The organism is Natronospirillum operosum, from assembly GCF_004768465.1.
GTDB classification, from domain to species: Bacteria; Pseudomonadota; Gammaproteobacteria; order Pseudomonadales; family Natronospirillaceae; genus Natronospirillum; species Natronospirillum operosum.
This window is the reverse complement of record NZ_SRMF01000001.1, coordinates 168079-184907: the sequence shown is the minus strand read 5'-3', so window position 1 is coordinate 184907 and position 16829 is coordinate 168079. Positions and strand designations below refer to the sequence as shown.

The 16829-nt window shown below is 62.8% G+C and carries 14 protein-coding genes; 11 read left to right on the top strand and 3 right to left on the bottom strand.

Annotated features, from left to right (window positions below):
* Positions 1 to 133: 133 nt before the first annotated feature.
* Genes E4656_RS00925 through E4656_RS00890 form a run of 8 tightly spaced genes read left to right on the top strand, consistent with a single transcriptional unit; the run spans position 134 to position 8160 of the window.
* Complete coding sequence (locus tag E4656_RS00925) at positions 134 to 2929, top strand: monovalent cation/H+ antiporter subunit A (protein WP_135480342.1); 2796 nt, start codon at positions 134 to 136, stop codon at positions 2927 to 2929.
* Positions 2929 to 3342: a Na+/H+ antiporter subunit C gene (locus tag E4656_RS00920; protein WP_135480340.1), complete on the top strand. Its 414-nt coding sequence runs from the start codon at positions 2929 to 2931 to the stop codon at positions 3340 to 3342. Before E4656_RS00925 ends, E4656_RS00920 begins: the two co-directional genes overlap by 1 nt.
* Positions 3339 to 4898, top strand: a complete 1560-nt coding sequence (locus E4656_RS00915; RefSeq protein ID WP_205849061.1) for a monovalent cation/H+ antiporter subunit D — start codon at positions 3339 to 3341, stop codon at positions 4896 to 4898. Before E4656_RS00920 ends, E4656_RS00915 begins: the two co-directional genes overlap by 4 nt.
* Positions 4895 to 5428, top strand: coding sequence for a Na+/H+ antiporter subunit E (locus E4656_RS00910; RefSeq protein ID WP_135480338.1), 534 nt, complete (start codon positions 4895 to 4897; stop codon positions 5426 to 5428). Before E4656_RS00915 ends, E4656_RS00910 begins: the two co-directional genes overlap by 4 nt.
* Positions 5428 to 5697, top strand: a complete 270-nt coding sequence (locus E4656_RS00905) for a K+/H+ antiporter subunit F (protein WP_135480336.1) — start codon at positions 5428 to 5430, stop codon at positions 5695 to 5697. Before E4656_RS00910 ends, E4656_RS00905 begins: the two co-directional genes overlap by 1 nt.
* Positions 5698 to 5708: 11 nt before the next feature.
* A complete protein-coding gene (locus E4656_RS00900; RefSeq protein ID WP_240753874.1) occupies positions 5709 to 6128 on the top strand; it encodes a Na+/H+ antiporter subunit G in 420 nt (139 codons plus the stop codon).
* A complete protein-coding gene (locus tag E4656_RS00895) occupies positions 6125 to 6679 on the top strand; it encodes a PH domain-containing protein (protein WP_135480334.1) in 555 nt (184 codons plus the stop codon). Before E4656_RS00900 ends, E4656_RS00895 begins: the two co-directional genes overlap by 4 nt.
* Positions 6676 to 8160: a PH domain-containing protein gene (locus tag E4656_RS00890; RefSeq protein WP_135480333.1), complete on the top strand. Its 1485-nt coding sequence runs from the start codon at positions 6676 to 6678 to the stop codon at positions 8158 to 8160. Before E4656_RS00895 ends, E4656_RS00890 begins: the two co-directional genes overlap by 4 nt.
* 8 nt (positions 8161 to 8168) lie before the next feature.
* Here E4656_RS00890 and E4656_RS00885 read toward each other — a convergent pair whose 3' ends face one another.
* Complete coding sequence (locus E4656_RS00885) at positions 8169 to 9686, bottom strand: alpha/beta fold hydrolase (RefSeq protein ID WP_135480331.1); 1518 nt, start codon at positions 9684 to 9686, stop codon at positions 8169 to 8171.
* Between the two features lie 101 nt (positions 9687 to 9787).
* Between E4656_RS00885 and E4656_RS00880 the strand changes: the two genes are divergently transcribed.
* From E4656_RS00880 to E4656_RS00870, 3 genes are read left to right on the top strand one after another with little or no spacing between them, the layout of a single operon-like run.
* Positions 9788 to 10984 carry an acetate/propionate family kinase gene (locus E4656_RS00880; RefSeq protein WP_135480329.1) on the top strand — a complete coding sequence of 399 codons (1197 nt, stop codon included), beginning with the start codon at positions 9788 to 9790 and terminating at the stop codon, positions 10982 to 10984.
* Between the two features lie 20 nt (positions 10985 to 11004).
* Positions 11005 to 13146 (top strand): phosphate acetyltransferase, encoded by a 2142-nt coding sequence (pta, locus tag E4656_RS00875; RefSeq protein ID WP_135480327.1) that lies wholly within the window; start codon positions 11005 to 11007, stop codon positions 13144 to 13146.
* Complete coding sequence (locus tag E4656_RS00870; RefSeq protein ID WP_135480325.1) at positions 13136 to 15763, top strand: bifunctional diguanylate cyclase/phosphodiesterase; 2628 nt, start codon at positions 13136 to 13138, stop codon at positions 15761 to 15763. The genes pta and E4656_RS00870 overlap by 11 nt, the downstream gene beginning before the upstream one ends.
* On the opposite strand, the gene E4656_RS00865 is transcribed toward E4656_RS00870, so the two are convergent.
* Together E4656_RS00865 and E4656_RS00860 are read right to left on the bottom strand one after the other, a co-directional pair.
* Positions 15744 to 16544, bottom strand: coding sequence for a class I SAM-dependent methyltransferase (locus E4656_RS00865; protein ID WP_205849060.1), 801 nt, complete (start codon positions 16542 to 16544; stop codon positions 15744 to 15746). The genes E4656_RS00870 and E4656_RS00865 overlap by 20 nt on opposite strands.
* Positions 16531 to 16782 (bottom strand): hypothetical protein, encoded by a 252-nt coding sequence (locus E4656_RS00860; RefSeq protein ID WP_135480323.1) that lies wholly within the window; start codon positions 16780 to 16782, stop codon positions 16531 to 16533. Before E4656_RS00860 ends, E4656_RS00865 begins: the two co-directional genes overlap by 14 nt.
* Positions 16783 to 16829: the final 47 nt, after the last annotated feature.

Sequence of the window (16829 nt, the reverse complement as noted above, 5' to 3'; positions counted from 1 at the left end):
TATATATAAGCAACACTTTTTTTCCCTGCAGGTGGAGTATCGTACGACCAAAGTCGATATACTGCGCGCCAGATTCTGCTGACCAGGGATCCTGCTGGTTGGCGCTACGCTGACGACGGGACTCGTTGCCGCCATGCTGCTCGCGCTCATCATACTGCTGCCGTTTATCGGTGTGTTGCTACCGGTCTGGTTTCACCGGCACGGGCGCACAGCCTGTGCCTGGGCGACGGCGCTGCCGCCGGCTCTGGGGCTGGTGTTGCTGTTCAGTCAGGCGCCGGCAGTGCTGGCCGGTGAGGTACGGCGTTTCTCGCTGAACTGGATTCCGGAGCTGGGGCTGAACCTGGCGTTTCGTCTGGATGGTCTTTCCTTTCTGTTCTGCCTGCTGATTCTGGCCATAGGCCTGCTGGTCATTCTGTACGGCCGCTACTACCTCTCTTCCGATGACCCCATGGGCAAGTTCTTTGCCCTGTTGCTGCTGTTCATGGGCGCCATGCTGGGCGTGGTCACGGCCAACAACCTGCTGTTGCTGGTGCTGTTCTGGGAGGCCACGAGCCTGAGTTCCTTCCTGCTGATCAGCTACTGGAACGGCCGGTCCGATGCCCGCCGCGGCGCCCGCATGGCGCTGACAGTCACCGGCGCCGGGGGGCTGGCCATGCTGGCCGGTGTACTGCTGCTGGGTCATGTGGTGGGGTCATTCGATCTGGATGTGGTGCTGGCTTCAGGCGAGCTGATTCGCGAGCACGCCTGGTATCCGGTCATTCTGGTGCTGATTCTGCTGGGCATTTTCACCAAGTCGGCGCAGTTCCCGTTCCATTTCTGGCTGCCGCATGCGATGTCGGCGCCAACGCCGGTGTCCAGCTATCTGCATTCGGCCACCATGGTCAAGGCCGGGGTGTTTCTGCTGGCCCGGCTGTATCCGGCACTGTCGGGCACGGAGCTGTGGTTCATTCTGGTCTCCATGGTCGGGCTGATCACCATGACGCTGGGCGCGGTGACGGCCCTGTTCAAGCATGATCTGAAAGGCCTGCTGGCCTATTCCACCATCAGCCACCTGGGCCTGGTCACTCTGCTGTTCGGGCTGGATACACGGTTGGCCGTAGTGGCGGCGCTGTTCCATATCATGAACCATGCGACTTTCAAGGCGTCTCTGTTCATGGCCGTGGGCATTGTGGACCACGAAACCGGCACGCGGGATATGCGCCTGCTGTCGGGCCTGCGCAAATACATGCCGATGACGGCCATGCTGGGGCTGATCGCAGCCGGGGCCATGGCCGGGGTGCCGCTGCTGAACGGTTTTCTGAGTACCGAGATGTTTCTCGGCGAGGCAGTGGCGCAGCGAGTGCTGGGCGGCTGGAGCTGGGTGATACCGGTGGTGGCGGTATTCGCCAAGGTGTTCTCGGTGGCCTATTCCATCCGCTTTATTCACAGTGTGTTCTACGGCCCATCACAGCCCGAAGCACTGCCCAAGCCCCCGCACGAGGCACCGTTCTTCATGCGGGCACCGATTCTGATTCTGGTCGGCTTGTGTCTGCTGGTGGGCATTGTGCCCAACCTGATCATAGGGCCGCTGCTGGCGGCGGCGGCCACAACCACCCTGGCCAGCCCGCTGCCCTATTACAGCCTGGCCATCTGGCACGGCTGGAACCTGCCCCTGCTGATGAGCATGGTGGCCATGGTGCTGGGCACGGTAGCCTATCTGAACTTTGCGCGCCTGCTGCGACTCTGGGAACGTCTGCCGGCGGTCAATGCCATGGATGCGTTCGAGAACTTCGTGCATGACGTGGTGATTGTGCGCGCGCGGCAGGTCACCGGCCGGCTGGAAAACGGTTCGCTGCAGCATTACCTGAGCCTGCTGATTCTGGGCACTGTGGTGGTGGCCGCCAGCGGGCTCTGGGGGCTGGAACGGCTGAACGGCGGCGTGCCGCTGTCGGCGCTGGACCCGCCCAGTGTGGCCATTGCGCTGATCATGATGGTGACGGCCATCTATTCAGCCATCTGGCACCATGAGCGCATTGCGGCACTGATGTTCCTGAGCGTGGTGGGGCTGGGCATGGCGCTGATCTTTGCGCGCTTCTCGGCGCCCGATCTGGCGCTGACCCAGCTGTCGGTGGAGATCGTCACCATAGTGCTGCTGATGCTGATTCTGTTCCTGCTGCCACCCAGAAGCCCCAACGACTCCACCTATGCGCATGTGGTGCGCGACGGCCTGGTGGCCACCTCGGCCGGCATCGGGGTCGGCGTGCTGGCCTATACGGTGCTGACCCGGCCGCAGCAGACCATCAGCGACTACTTCATTCAGAACAGTGTCACCGGCGGTGGCGGCACCAATGTGGTCAATGTGATTCTGGTCGATTTCCGGGGTTTCGATACCTTCGGTGAAATCACCGTGATGGCCATTGCCGCCATCGGCATCTTCGGGCTGCTGGACGGCATGCGGCTGTTCGACCCGAAAAAGGACCCCAATGTCCAGTGGGCCAGCGACAAGTACCCCCTGTTGCTGCTGATCCTGAACATGCCGGTACTGCCGCTGGCGCTGATGGTGGCGGTCTATATCTTCCTGCGCGGTCACAACATGCCGGGCGGTGGCTTCATTGCCGGGTTGATCGTCGCCATTGCACTGATTCTGCAGTACCTGGCCAATGGTCTGCGCTGGTCCAACAACCGAATGCAGTGGGACTACCACCCGCTGGTCGGTGCCGGCGTGCTGTTGGCCGGGCTGACGGGGCTGGGCAGTTGGTCCTTCGGCGCGCCCTTCCTGACCTCGGCGCATGATCACTTCCACATCCCGCTGCTGGGCGAGATCGAGCTGGCCACGGCCATGCTGTTCGATATCGGTGTCTTCCTGGCCGTGGTCGGCGCCACGCTGCTGATTCTGGCCAATCTGGGCAAGCTGAAGTCACTGGATACCGCCTCCGAGGAGAATCGCTGATGGAACTGCTGTTTGCCATTCTGATCGCCATTCTGACCGGCACCGGTGTCTATCTGCTGCTGCGGGCACGGACTTTTCCCGTGGTCATGGGCGTGGCGCTGATCTCCTATGCAGTGAACCTGTTTCTGCTGGCCATGGGGCGACTGCGTACCGGCGAGCCGGCCATCATCGGCAGCGGCGAGAGTTATTCCGACCCGCTGGTGCAGGCGCTGATACTGACCGCCATCGTGATCGGCTTTGCCATGACGGCCTTTATCACCGTGCTGGCCCTGCGCGCCCGCGGCGAGCTGGGCAATGACCATGTCGATGGCTACGAGGAACATGGCCGGGAACCGGAGCGCCAGCGGCAGGCTCGAAATGCGGCCGATAACCAGGACGGCGCCGAAGGCACTGCCGGGGAGCCGGAACAATGATGCAACACTGGCCAGTACTCCCGGTACTGCTGCCGCTGTTCACCGGCGCCCTGCTGATTTTCATGGCGCGTGCCGAGCTGAACACCCAGCGCTGGGTCAGCGTGATCTCGGCGCTGCTCGGGGTGCCGGTATCGGTGGTACTGCTGTGGCAGGCCCAGGCCGACACCATCAGCGTCTACAACATGGGCAACTGGCCGGCACCGTTCGGCATTGTGCTGGTGATCGACCGCCTGAGCGCCCTGCTGCTGACCATGACGGCGGTGCTGGGGCTGCTGGCCCTGCTGTTCGGCATGCGCGGGGATGACCGTTTCGGGCGCAACTATCACGCCCTGTTCCATTTTCTGCTGCTGGGGGTGCAGGGCGCCTTCATGACCGGCGACCTGTTCAACCTCTTTGTGTTCTTCGAAGTGCTGCTGATCGCCTCCTATGCGCTGCTGATGCACGGCGCCGGTCCGGAGCGCACACGCGCCAGCTTCCATTACGTGATTCTCAATGTGGCCGGCTCCGCCATCTTCTTGATCGGCATCGGCACCCTGTACGGCATGCTGGGCACGTTGAACCTGGCCGATCTGGCGCTGCGGGTCAGCGAGGTCGGCCCGGAGGATGCACCCATCATCCGGGCCGCCGGTCTGATCATGCTGATGGCGTTCGGCCTCAAGGCGGCCATGCTGCCCATGTATTTCTGGCTGCCGGCGGCCTACAGTGCGGCCAGCCCGTCCGTGGCGGCCCTGTTTGCCATCATGACCAAGGTCGGGCTGTACGCCATCCTGCGCGTACATGGGCTGCTGTTCGGCGACCATGCCGGGGCACTGGCCGGCAGCATGCAGATCTGGCTGTGGATACTGTCCATCGGCACGCTGACGCTGGCCATCATCGGGCTGGTGGCGGCGCGCACGCTGAAGCGTGCGGTGTCCTATCTGGTGGTCATTTCCGTTGGCACGGTGCTGACCACGCTGGCCATCAATGACCCCAATGTGCTGAGCGGGGCGCTGTATTACCTGATTCACTCCACCTTCGTGGTAGCCGGGCTCTACCTGCTGGCCGAGCTGATTGGCGCCCAGCGCGGCACCACGCGCGATTATCTGACCCCCGCCCAGCCGCTGGCCCAGCCCAATACACTGGGTATCATGTATTTTATCGGCGCTACGGCCATTATCGGGTTGCCGCCGCTGTCGGGCTTCATGAGCAAAGTGCTGATCTTCCGCGGCACCGTGACTCATCCGCTGGCCCCGCTGCTGTGGACCCTGCTGTTGCTGGCCGGACTGATTGCACTGATCACCCTGGTGCGCGCCGGCAGCACCCTGTTCTGGCGCACCAACCGGCAGCCGCCGACACCGCGCAAGGCCGACCCGGTCAAATTCGGGGTCACTCTGGTAACGCTGCTGTTCAGCCCAGCCCTGGCGATATGGGCGGAGCCGGTCATCCAGTTCACCGAGTCGGTCGCCCTGCAGTTGAATGCCCCCTGGCAGTATATCGATGCGGTGCTGGGCAGCGGACTGAACCTGGCCGTTGATGCTCCGGCACTGCCGCCCCCCCTGCTCGGAGGTCAACCATGAGCGAAGGCCCTACCGTACGCATTCCAACCGAACCCAGAGACCCGCTCTGGTTCAGGCTCCTGCCGCACCCGCTGATCAGCCTGGTGATACTGGTCGCCTGGCTGGTGCTGGACGGCAACCTGACCCCCGCCAATATTCTGCTGGGCGGTTTTCTGGCCTGGCTGCTGCCGCGCATCACACGGCGTTTCTGGCGGCATCCGGTGCATATCCGTTCCTGGCCGAAGCTGGTTCGCTTCGCCGTGATCGTGATCTGGGACATCGTCATCGCCAACCTGCAGGCCATCCGGCTGCTGCTCAAATCACCGCAGGACCTGCAGCCGGCCTTCTTCGTGGTGCATCTGGAGCTGACCAACCCCATCGCCATAACCGTACTGGCCAACACCATTACGCTGACCCCGGGTACCGTCAGCGCCGACCTGTCATCGCGCCAGGAAAGGCTGCTGGTGCACGGGCTGCATGTGCCGGATGTCGAGGCCACAATCGCCCTGATCAAGGCCCGCTATGAGGCCCCGCTGAAGGAGATATTCTGATGCTGCGATTTGCCGTTATCGTCGCCATGCTGCTGTTCACTGTGTCGCTGTTGCTGAACCTGTACCGCATGGTGCGCGGGCCGGATCTGGTGGACCGCATCCTGACGCTGGATTCGCTCTATGTGAACGCCATTGCGATCATTATCCTGCTGGGGATATTCCTCGGTTCGACGCTGTTTTTCGAGGCCGCCATGCTGATCGCCATGATGGGTTTTGTCGGCACGGTGGCGGTCTGCAAGTATGTGCTGCGCGGCAACATCATTGAATAGGAGTGCATACCATGAGCACTGAGCTGCCGTTTCTGGTCGAGCTGCTGGTGTCGGCCCTGATCCTGGCCGGCGCCGGCTTTGCGGTCATCGGCGCCCTGGGCCTGGCCCGCATGCCGGATTTCTACATGCGTGTGCACCTGCCTACCGCCGGCACCACCCTTGGTGTAGGCTGCACGCTGAGCGCTTCGGTGATCTATTTCAGCTTTTCGCTGCAAACGCTGAGTGTGCACGAGTTTCTGATTTCCATGTTTCTGTTCATCACAGCGCCGGTGAGCTCGCACATGATGGCCAAGGTGGCGCTCCATACCGGGGTGAAATTTGTCGACCACACCCAGGGCCGGCCCTGGCCGTCACGGACCCAGCGCCCCTCGCGCGACAATTCGCAGATCCTCAGTGACTGGCAGACCCGGGACCGCAAGGAGACCGAATGAGTGAACAACCCAATGCAGTACTGACCACCGACCATTTCCCGCCCCTGCGGGCGCTGGATTTCCAGCCCGTCGACCCGGCCTACCGCCACCAGCTCAGAGTCGGGCTGTGGCCGGTGCTGCTGCTCACCCTGCCCCTGATCTGGGTACAGTGGCAGCTCGGTCTGCCACCTGCCTTGGTGGTTTCCGTTGGGGTCGGACTGCCATTGCTGTTGTTCATCCTGCTGGCGGTGATCTGGGTGCCACGTCGCTACCGCTATACCGGCTATGTGGTCAGAGAACAGGACCTGCACCTGCGCACGGGCGCCCTGTGGCGCCGTACCACCTCAGTCACCTACAGCCGCATTCAGCATCTGGAAGTATCCCAGGGGCCACTGGAACGCTGGCTGGGCATAGCCCGCCTGCTGGTCTACACCGCAGGGGGCAGCAGCCATGACCTGGCCATACCGGGGCTGGCCCGCGATCGTGCCGATCAATTGCGGCAGCATCTGCTGCACCATCTGGATCAGCGGCAGGCCGCACCGACAGAGGACGACGGGGCCAACTCCGCATGAGCGCGGCTGAACAAAAGACTCAGTGGCGCCGTGTAGCCCCGCTGGCCATTCTGTTCTTTGCGTTGCGGGGCATACGGCGACTGATCAGCGAGGCCGCCAGCGTGGCACCATTGCTGGTGCTGGTGGCGCTGAATGAATCACTGCGCAACCTGGCTCTGAGTTATGGCCCCCTGCTGGCCGGCGTGCTGTTGCTGGGCAGCGCCCTGGCCTGGTATCTGACCTTTCTGTACGCGGTGGAAGCCGACCGCATCCTGCTACGCCAGGGCATAGTGCGCCGGCGCACCCTGACGCTGGAATTTGCGCGCGTACAGCAGGCCGATATACAGATCCCCTGGTACTACCGCCCTTTCGGGCTGGCTATGCTGACCCTCGACAGCGCCGGCGCCAGCGGCCAGACCCTGCATCTGTCGGGCATTCCCGTTGACCAGGCGGAAGCCCTGCGCGATCAGATCCTGCAGGTGCGGGATCAGGCGGATATCGACCCGGACAGTACCCCGGCCTCGTTGACCGACGAGCCGGACTACAGTCTGCACCTGGCCACACCGGAGGTGCTGCGCTATGGCCTGATGCACAACAACCTGCTGGTGATCGTGCCAATACTGGCACCCTTCTCGGAGCTGCTGATCCGCCGCCTGGAAGTGGTAGTCAACTGGCTCGCACCGGACTGGCTGACCACGGATGCCCTCACCACCGGGCAGCGCATTGCGGCCATGGGCGCCCTGTTGCTGGGGCTGGTCATGGTGTTGATGCTGATTTCCATGCTGCTGGGCCTGTTGCGTTACAAGGGCTATCACCTGCAACGCCAGGGTGACCATTTCCGTTACCAGGCGGGCCTGACCACGGTACTGACCCGCAGTGTGCGCCGCCCCCGGATGCAACTGATCACACAACGCCGCAGTTGGGTGGGCCGCCTGTTGCGGCGCCATTCTCTGATCATCAGCAAGGCCGGCGATGGCCAGCAGGGGCAGGACAGCGAACGCTTTGTGGTACCGGTACTGAATGACAGCAACCTCGCCAGCCTGCAGCATGAACTGGGCCTGCCGGCACAGCCGGCATGGAAGAGCGTGCACTGGGGCGCTGCCGTCACGGCTTTGGTGCGCTGGCTGGGGCTGGGCGGCGTGGTGCTGCTGTGGCTGTGGTTTCAGGGGGTGCCTGATGGCGTCCTGTGGGTGGTGGGCAGTCTGACAGTGCTGGTACTGGTCTGGTCCGTGCTGAGCTGGTGGCGGCTGCGCTGTTACTGCTCGGCCGAGTGGCTGAGCCTGCGCCAGGGCGTGATCGGCCGCACTATCCGCTGGCTGCCGACCAGTCGTGTGCAGTCAGTGGCGCTGCATCAGCCCTGGTGGCAGCGCCGCCTGCAGCGCGCCACGCTGGATGTGCGCGGCGCCGGCGGACGCCTGGTGCTGCCCTGGCTGCCCGCACAGGAAGCCGAGCGCTATCGCGATCAGCTCCTGTATCGGATTGCCGGCCTGCAGGGGCTCTGAGTAGTCGCTCAGTTGTCTTCCACCAACTCGTCCATATCGGATTCGGTAAAGTGGCCATGCTGCAGAAAATGAATGACTTCATGATGTACATCCCGGCTGTGCATCATGAAGGTATGACCTACCGACATGACTCTGTGGTCGGTCATGGTGACCATACGGGTCGACTCCACGCTGACCTTGCCGTCCGAATCTTCCTCGAACACTCCGGCAAACCAGGGGTCGCTGCTGCGGTCCCCGGCAATGACCCCTACCGGCATCTCGATCGGCGGCAGCCGGTTGGGCAGACTGTCGGGGGCAGTACTCAGTTGCAGTGCCGCCGGGCCCATGAATTCCTCGAAGCCGGGAATGTCATCCAGCACATCGACAATTTCACTGCCCTTGTTGGGCGGCGCCAGCATGACCACATGACCGTCCTCGGCGTGACTGCTGTGGCCGAGATAGTAGCGCAGGATGATGCCGCCCATGCTGTGGGTCACGAAATGGATGCGGGTCTTGCCCTCTTCCCGTGCCTTCTGCACCGCACTGGCCACATAGGACGACAGGTTCTGAATGGTCTCATCGCGTGACGGGTAGCCCTGGTTGCAGGTGCTGAAGCCTTCGTCGCGCAGTGCAAAGGCCATGTCTTCCATCGACAGTGCCGTGCGCCCCAGCCCATGCAGCAGGATCACGACTTCATCGCCATCGCCGCGAATGCTGCACACATCCTCCATGGGCGGTGCCCACAGGGCCGGATCAATGCGCTGGCCGGCCAGGTCCATGCGCCAGTCCACATGCGGCCCGGTGGCCCGGCCTGTGGCCCCGACCAGACCAATGACCTCTCCCTGACGGACCCAGTCACCAACCTCGACGTGGCGTTCGGACAGGTGCAACAGGGCCGAGGTCAGACGCTGACCATGGTCCAGAAACACCGTCTCGCCGGACAGGAACAGATCATAAGACAGCGTCACCAGGCCGTCGGCAGGCGCGCGCACCGGTGTGCCCTCGGGCGCGGCAATATCAACACCCCAGTGCGGCGTACCGGGTTCACCGTTGTACCAGCGCCGGCTGCCATAGACGCCGGTAATGCGGCCGTGCAACGGCCAGGCAAAGGGCATGGTGACACCAACATTGTTTTCGGTCAGCGATTGCCGGGCTGCGTGACTGCGCTCGCTGTCACGCAGGATGCGTGCAAACTGCTCGCTGTCGGGATCGATGGTGGAAGGCGGCACACCCTCGACCCGCTGCTCGCGGTAGGTCCGTGGCTCTATCGTGACCGTCCAGGTTTCTGCTTCTGCGTCCGGCAGGCGTCGGGTCAGTTCAAACTCGCCGGCATCATCACGCCCCAGACCGATCAGGGTACGCGGCTGATACACATCGACCGGCTCGCCGTTCCAGTGCAGTTCGATGTCTTCGGGTGACTCCACCCAGACAAAACCGCCCGATTCGAACTGCCCGAAAAACGGGCGGGGTTCGGCGGCAGTCACACTGAGTACCAGCCCCAGGGTCCCCCAAAAGGTCAGTGCCAGCTGGAGTATCTTCTTCATCATGCACAGGTCCTCAACTTCCCGGGGACATCTACCCCTGTTATTCTTTCTATAATTGTCTACAGTGAATCACGCATTTTCCAGACACAGGGCATCATACTGTCATGACGGCTTCATTAATTCTGGTAATCAACAGCGGCAGTTCCTCACTCAAATTCTCCGTTTTCGACTCTACACAGCAGACTGAACCGGTATCCGGGCTGGCCGAACGCCTGGATACCCCGGACGCCACCCTCAAGGTCAGTACGCAGGTGGGCACGCGTCAGACTGCCATCCCGGATGCCGATCACCAGCAGGCGCTGCGCGCCGTCACTGACATGCTCGCGGCCGAAGGCTTCGGCCCCGACCGGCTGCTGGCTGCCGGCCATCGAGTGGTGCACGGTGGCGAAACCTTCAGCAGTTCGGTACAGGTTACTGCTGACATACTGGCACAGATCGAGGCACTCAATCATCTTGCGCCACTGCACAACCCGGCCAATATGGAAGGCATTCGCGCCCTTTCGACGCTGTTTCCGGACCTGCCGCAGGTCGCCGTGTTCGATACCGCCTTCCATCAGTCCGTGCCCCCGGCGGCCTATACCTATGCTGTGCCCCATGCGCTGTATCGGGACCACGGCGTGCGCCGCTACGGTTTTCACGGCAGCTCACATCGCTATGTCAGCAGCGAGGCGGTACGCCTTTTGCAGCTTGATCCCGCAGACCACAGGGTGATTACAGCCCATCTGGGTAACGGCTGCTCGGCCTGTGCAGTAAAAAACGGGCAAAGCCTGGATACCACCATGGGGCTGACCCCGTTGGAAGGTCTGGTGATGGGCACCCGCAGCGGCGATGTCGACCCGAGTTTGCACCAGTTTATCAGTGAACGCACGAATCTTGACCTTGACGGCGTCACCGCCATGCTCAATCGCGAGAGTGGCCTGCTCGGTATCAGCGAACTGTCCAACGACATGCGCACGCTGATCGAGGCTGCAGAGGAAGGCCATGCACAGGCCGAACTGGCCATTGAGGTATTCTGCTACCGCCTGGCCAAGGCGATCGCCGGCCTGCTGACGGCCACCGGCGGACTGGATGCACTGGTGTTCACCGGCGGGATTGGCGAGAATGCGACTCCGATAAGAGAGCGCACCGTGTACCATCTGGGTTGGCTGGGCCTCAACCTGGATGTCACGGCCAATCTGACCCATGGGCGCGACCAGATGGGCATCATCAGCACGACCCATGAGCCGGCCGTGATGGTTATTCCGACGCGGGAGGAATGGATGATTGCCCAGGACACACTGACACTGGTCAGCGCACACTGACCCGCACCGGGAGTACTGACATGCAGAACGCGTTTTTTCTCAGCCCGACCGGGGCCGGCACCGGCCTGACCTCGGTGACCCTGGGCCTGATCCGTGCCATGGATCAGTTGGGTATCCGCGTTGCGTTCTGCAAACCCATTGCCCAGATCCATGAAGGCGAAGGCGGCACCGAGCGCTCCACCCTGACGGCCGAGAAGACACTGGGTATGCAGCCAGCCGAGCCACTGAGCCTGAGCTATGCGCAGAGTCAGCTCACCAGCGGCAACAAAGATCAGTTGATGGAGGAGATCATCCAGCTTTATCAGCAGTCGGCGCGGGATGCGGACCTGGTGATCGTCGAAGGCCTGGTACCGGACGCCAACGACAACTACCTGACCCGGCTCAATATCGAGATGGCCAAGGCGCTGGACGCGCTGGTCATACTGGTCAGTGCCAAGAACGATTTCCGCTCCGAAGAACTCAATGAGCGCCTGCGCATGGCCGCCAGTCTGTTCGGTGGCACCCGCAGCCCGCGTGTTCTGGGCTGCATTCTGAACAAGGTCGGCGCCCCGCCGGCAGAATATCAGACCGTGCGTGCATCCGATGGTCAGGACGAGAATGCCCCGCGCGAGATCACCATCGAACGCATCCGCGAGAAGCTGTCGGTCTTTGATGACGACTTCCTGCTGCTGGGCGCGGTGCGCTGGAACCCGTCACTGGTGGCACCCCGCACCAGTGATGTCGCCGACTATCTCGAGGTAGACTATCTCAGCCAGGGCGCCAGCCGGGAGCGCCGGGTGCAGAGTATTACGCTCTGCGCCCGCACCATGCCCAACATGCTGCATACCCTGAAGCCCGGCGCACTGGTGGTGACTCCGGGAGACCGCGACGACATCCTGCTCGCCGCCTGCATGGCAGCGCTGAACCATGTGCCTCTGGCTGGCCTGCTGCTGACCGGTGACATGAAGCCGACCGAGCAGGTGCTGGAGCTGTGCCGCGCCGCCCTCCATACCGGGCTGCCGGTGATGCTGACGCCCCACAACACCTACACCACAGCCCAGTGGCTGAACCACATGAATACCGAGGTGCCGGTGGACGACCAGGCCCGCATGGAACTGGTCATGGACGCGGTGGCCGCCGCGCTGGATGCCGAACGGCTGGCCGAACTGGCGCGGGTGCAGGGTGAGCGACGACAGTCCCCACCGGCGTTCCGGCACTATCTGATCAAGCGGGCCCATGAGGCCCGCAAGCGCATTGTGCTGCCGGAGGGCGACGAACCACGTACCGTACAGGCGGCGGCTCAGTGTCAGAGTCGGGGTATTGCGCAGTGTGTGCTGCTGGGCAAGCGGGAAGATGTGCTGCGGGTGGCTGAGAACCAGGGTGTCACACTGCCGGACGAGGTCGAGATCATCGACCCGGACGAGGTCCGCGAACGCTATATTGGCCCCATGGTGAAACTGCGCAGTCACAAGGGTCTGACCGAACCCATGGCGGAAGCCCAGTTGGAAGATACCGTGATGCTGGCCACCATGATGCTGGCCCTGGACGAGGTGGATGGTCTGGTCTCCGGCGCCGTGCACACCACGGCCAACACCATCCGCCCGGCCCTGCAACTGATCAAGACCAAGCCGGATGCGACTCTGGTGTCCTCGGTGTTTTTCATGCTGCTGCCGGATCAGGTCTATGTCTATGGTGACTGCGCGGTCAACCCGGACCCCAATGCGGAAGAACTGGCCGATATCGCCATCCAGTCCGGCGATTCCGCCATTGCCTTCGGCATCGAACCGCGCATTGCCATGATCAGCTATTCCACCGGCAGCAGCGGCACCGGCGCCGATGTCGACAAGGTGCGGCAGGCTACCGAACTGGCGCGTGAGAAGCGCCCCGACCTGCTGATAGACGGCCCGTTGCAGTACGACGCCGCAGCCATTGCCAGCGTGGCCAGCAGCAAGGCCCCGGACAGCCCCGTGGCGGGCCGGGCTACCGTGTTTGTATTTCCGGACCTCAACACCGGCAACACCACCTACAAGGCCGTGCAGCGCAGTGCCAACGTGGTGTCCATCGGGCCCATGCTGCAGGGGCTGCGCAAACCGGTCAATGACCTGTCGCGCGGCGCCCTGGTTGAAGATATTGTCTATACCATTGCTCTGACCGCCATCCAGGCTGCCCAGAATGACGCCTGAATTCGATTACCTCACAGCCAGCATCTATGATCTGTCGCTGGCTGTCGTGGTCGGCTGCCTGCTGTTTCTGATCTGGTTTCGCATCACGACGCAACAACTGCGCTGGGTCCTGCCCTCCATCGTCGCCGGTGGCCTGCTGGTGTATGCCTACACCGACGATCAACTGACCCAACGCTATCAGGACAGTCTGCAACAGCAGGTCAACAGTGCCCTGATGGACACCGGCCAGCGCCTTGAAGGCGCGCTCGAGGCCCGTCTGGTAGAAGCCAGAGCCGTGACCGCACACCTGGCGGCCAATCCGGACATCGACCAGGAGGATTACAGCGCCTTTCTGGAACGCCTGCTGGACCAGGCCGACCTGTACACCAATTTCGCGGCGGCGCGTGACCTGACGATAGATCTGGTGTTCCCGGTCGAGGGTAATGAACCTGCACTTGGCCTGTATTATCCGGACGTACCCAGCCAATGGCCGATGATTCAGGTCGCCCTGGAAACCCGGGCACCGGTTCTGATCGGCCCCATTGATCTGGTGCAGGGCGGCACCGGCTTCATCATTCACCAGGGTGTGTTTACGAACAACGGTGATCTCTGGGGTGTGATAGCCAGCGTTCTGCCGCTGACAGGCATACTGCAGGCCAGTGGTGTAATGACCCTGGCCGAGCACTATTATGTCGCGGTCTATGCCGACTCGGAACGACTGGGCACCGGGCCGACTCTGGCCTGGCGCAGCGACGAAACATTGCCTCAGGACTGGGCCAGCCATTCCACCCGGGTACCCAATGGCACCTGGACACTGCAGGTCGAGCCCCGGCACGACATCGTCCTGCCACTGGGGGTGCGTCTGACCATTGGCGTGACCGTCGGCCTGCTGATTCTGGTCAGCGTGACCATCACCCTGTTGCTGGCGCGCAGTCGGGAGCAGTCGCGGCGGGCGCGCAAGTCGTTGCAGACCACGGCCTTCATGCTGGACGAAGCCCAGCGTATTGGGGCCATGGGCAGTTGGAGCCAGACCCCCGGCGCCAATGTGTGCACCCTGTCACCCTACCTGCAGCAGTTGATGGAAGCGCCGGCAATCATGCCGGTCACCGAATGGGAACGGCGGATTCCCGGCCCCGAAGGCATAGAAGTGCGACGCCACCTGGATCAGCTGAGCCGCGGCGAGATCGGTTTTATCTCGCTCGAGCACTCGTTGCAGACCAGCAGGGGCACGCTGACCGTGCAGCATACGGCCGAATCAGGACGCTCCCAGGATGGCACCGACCAGTTGATTATCGGCAACCTGCTCGACATCACGGACAAGAAGGCCACCGAGCGCAAGCTGGAACATCTGGCCTATTTCGATGCTCTGACCCACATCCCCAACCGCTTTCATTTCAAGCAGCGGCTGGAACAGATGCTGGCAGACCACCGAACCCACAATCATCGGCTGGCGGTGCTGCATATTGACCTGGATCATTTCAAGGATATCAATGACTCCCTGGGGCACCAGGTCGGCGATGAGGTCCTGCGCATTGTCAGCCATCGCATTACCTCGGCGCTGAAGCCGGACGATCTGCTGGCCCGTACCGGTGGCGATGAATTCATGGCTGTGCTGCCGAGCCTGCAGCACGCCGACCATGCCGCCTATGTGGCCCGGCGTATCATCGACAAGCTGTCTACCCCCATGTCCGCGCTGTCACACGAAATCTTCATGGGTATCAGTATCGGTATCGCCCTGTTCCCTGACCATGCGCGCGATTACGAGGCCATGTACCAGTGTGCTGATCTGGCTCTGTACCGGGCCAAGGCCCTGGGCCGCGGCAGCTTCCAGATCTATGCGGACCACCTGGCCGAAGATTTCAACCGGCGCACTCAGTTGGAGTCGGCACTGCGGCAGGCCATTGATCTGGATGAGCTGTATCTGGAGTACCAGCCACGCTTTCGGGCTGACAACGGCCAGATCACCGGCATCGAGGCCCTGCTGCGCTGGCGCAGCGAGCGTTTCGGGCAGATAGCGCCCGATGAGTTCATTCCCATCGCCGAGGAATCCGGCCAGATCGTGCCACTGGGGCGCTGGGTGCTGGACCGGGCACTGACCGAGTTTAGCGCCTGCATGCATCGCCTGCCGCCAGATATTACGCTCTCCATCAACCTGTCACCCAGGCAGATCCAGAGCAGCGATCTGGACGAGGACATCCTGCTGGCGATGCGACTGCACAACATGCCCGGTGAGCGGCTGGATCTGGAAATCACTGAAACCTTTATCGTCGAGGACTATGTCGACTGCGAACGCTTCATGCAGCGGCTGACCGCCCATGGCGTCACTTTCTCTCTGGACGATTTCGGTACCGGCTACTCCAACCTGGTCAGCCTGAGCAATCTGCCGCTGGCCGCACTGAAGATCGACAAGTCTTTCGTCCGCGATCTGGCCGACCGCAGCAACCACTTGGCCATTGTCGAGGCCATCATCCAGTTGGGCCATAACCTCGATATGCGGGTGGTTGCCGAAGGGGTGGAAGACGAACAGCAACTGGCCTGCCTGCAGCAACTGCACTGTGATGAAACGCAGGGCTACTATCACGCCCGCCCCCAGGCCATGCAGAGCCTGTGTGAGCGTTTCAGCCAGGCAGACGTCTGAGTGTGTAGACATCGAAGCGGTTGCGCTTGCCAGTCAGTTGATGGGATGGCGCGCGGTCGTTCAGTGGCGGCGCCCGCCGCGGTCGCTTGACGACCACACGGCAGAGCGCAGTAGCAAGTGCCCAGTCCAGCAGCCCTTCGGCCTGCGTATCGGGACCGGCCAGCGCGTGCAGCATCTGCATGTCGGCCTTGACGGCGGCACTCTTGTCGCGCGGCGGGAACATGGGGTCGAGATAGATCACCTGTGGCGCGGCACCTGTGGGTGCCCAGGCGCGGGCATCCAGAGCCTCTATAGACATGCAGGCCAGCACCGCAGCCAGTTCCGGGTCGGCTGCGGCTGCGGCCCGACAGGCCCGCTGCCAGCCATCGAGCAGCATGGGATGGATCACTGGATCCCGCTCCAGCAGCGTTACCCTGGCGCCGAGCGTGGCCAGTATGAACGCATCCCGCCCCAGGCCGGCAGTGGCATCAACAACGCTCAATTGGGGATGTTCGTGCAGCCCGCAGGCGCGGGACAGATCCTGCTGACGACCGCCGCCATACAGGCGGCGATGGCCCAGCGCGCCGTCAACAAACTCCACCCGCAGCGGATGCATGCGCGGCTGCGCCAGCCAGCGCAGGCCAAGACCACCGCCAGCGGGCACCTGGACCAGTTGCATCCGGTCATCGGGCCAGGGTTCGGAGCGCACCGGCAAGGCAGGCAGCACAAGATCCTGCACCGCAGCATAGGCGGCTGCTTCGGGATGGATACAGATCAGAGAGGGGGTATCAGACGGTGGCACTGAAACCAGTGCCGGCGCCAGCCAGCGGCTGCGCGGAAAAAGCTTCGTACTGGGACATGGCCTGCATGTCGCGCGGGCCGGCCCGATTGACGGGACGTGGCAGCTCGGGGGTCTGTTCGGGCGGACGTTCAGCCATGCGCGGAGTCTGCTGCACTGCCTGTACAGGCTGCGCCGACGGCATCTGGCCGCTGACTCGCATACCCGGATTGAGCAGTGAATTGATCAGGCCCGTCGCCACGTTATGGTCTCCCGCTTAGCGTCTACACAGATAACTGGTTACACAGG

Bases quoted from the DNA above. Each gene is read 5' to 3' on its own strand.
- pta (WP_135480327.1), top strand. From the start codon at position 11,005: ATGCAGAACGCGTTTTTTCTCAGCCCGACCGGGGCCGGCACCGGCCTG.
- E4656_RS00920 (WP_135480340.1), top strand. From the start codon at position 2,929: ATGGAACTGCTGTTTGCCATTCTGATCGCCATTCTGACCGGCACCGGT.
- E4656_RS00905 (WP_135480336.1), top strand. From the start codon at position 5,428: ATGCTGCGATTTGCCGTTATCGTCGCCATGCTGCTGTTCACTGTGTCG.
- E4656_RS00915 (WP_205849061.1), top strand. From the start codon at position 3,339: ATGATGCAACACTGGCCAGTACTCCCGGTACTGCTGCCGCTGTTCACC.
- E4656_RS00900 (WP_240753874.1), top strand. From the start codon at position 5,709: ATGAGCACTGAGCTGCCGTTTCTGGTCGAGCTGCTGGTGTCGGCCCTG.
- E4656_RS00895 (WP_135480334.1), top strand. From the start codon at position 6,125: ATGAGTGAACAACCCAATGCAGTACTGACCACCGACCATTTCCCGCCC.
- E4656_RS00910 (WP_135480338.1), top strand. From the start codon at position 4,895: ATGAGCGAAGGCCCTACCGTACGCATTCCAACCGAACCCAGAGACCCG.
- E4656_RS00880 (WP_135480329.1), top strand. From the start codon at position 9,788: ATGACGGCTTCATTAATTCTGGTAATCAACAGCGGCAGTTCCTCACTC.
- E4656_RS00890 (WP_135480333.1), top strand. From the start codon at position 6,676: ATGAGCGCGGCTGAACAAAAGACTCAGTGGCGCCGTGTAGCCCCGCTG.
- E4656_RS00925 (WP_135480342.1), top strand. From the start codon at position 134: ATGCTGCTCGCGCTCATCATACTGCTGCCGTTTATCGGTGTGTTGCTA.
- E4656_RS00885 (WP_135480331.1), bottom strand. From the start codon at position 9,686: ATGATGAAGAAGATACTCCAGCTGGCACTGACCTTTTGGGGGACCCTG.
- E4656_RS00870 (WP_135480325.1), top strand. From the start codon at position 13,136: ATGACGCCTGAATTCGATTACCTCACAGCCAGCATCTATGATCTGTCG.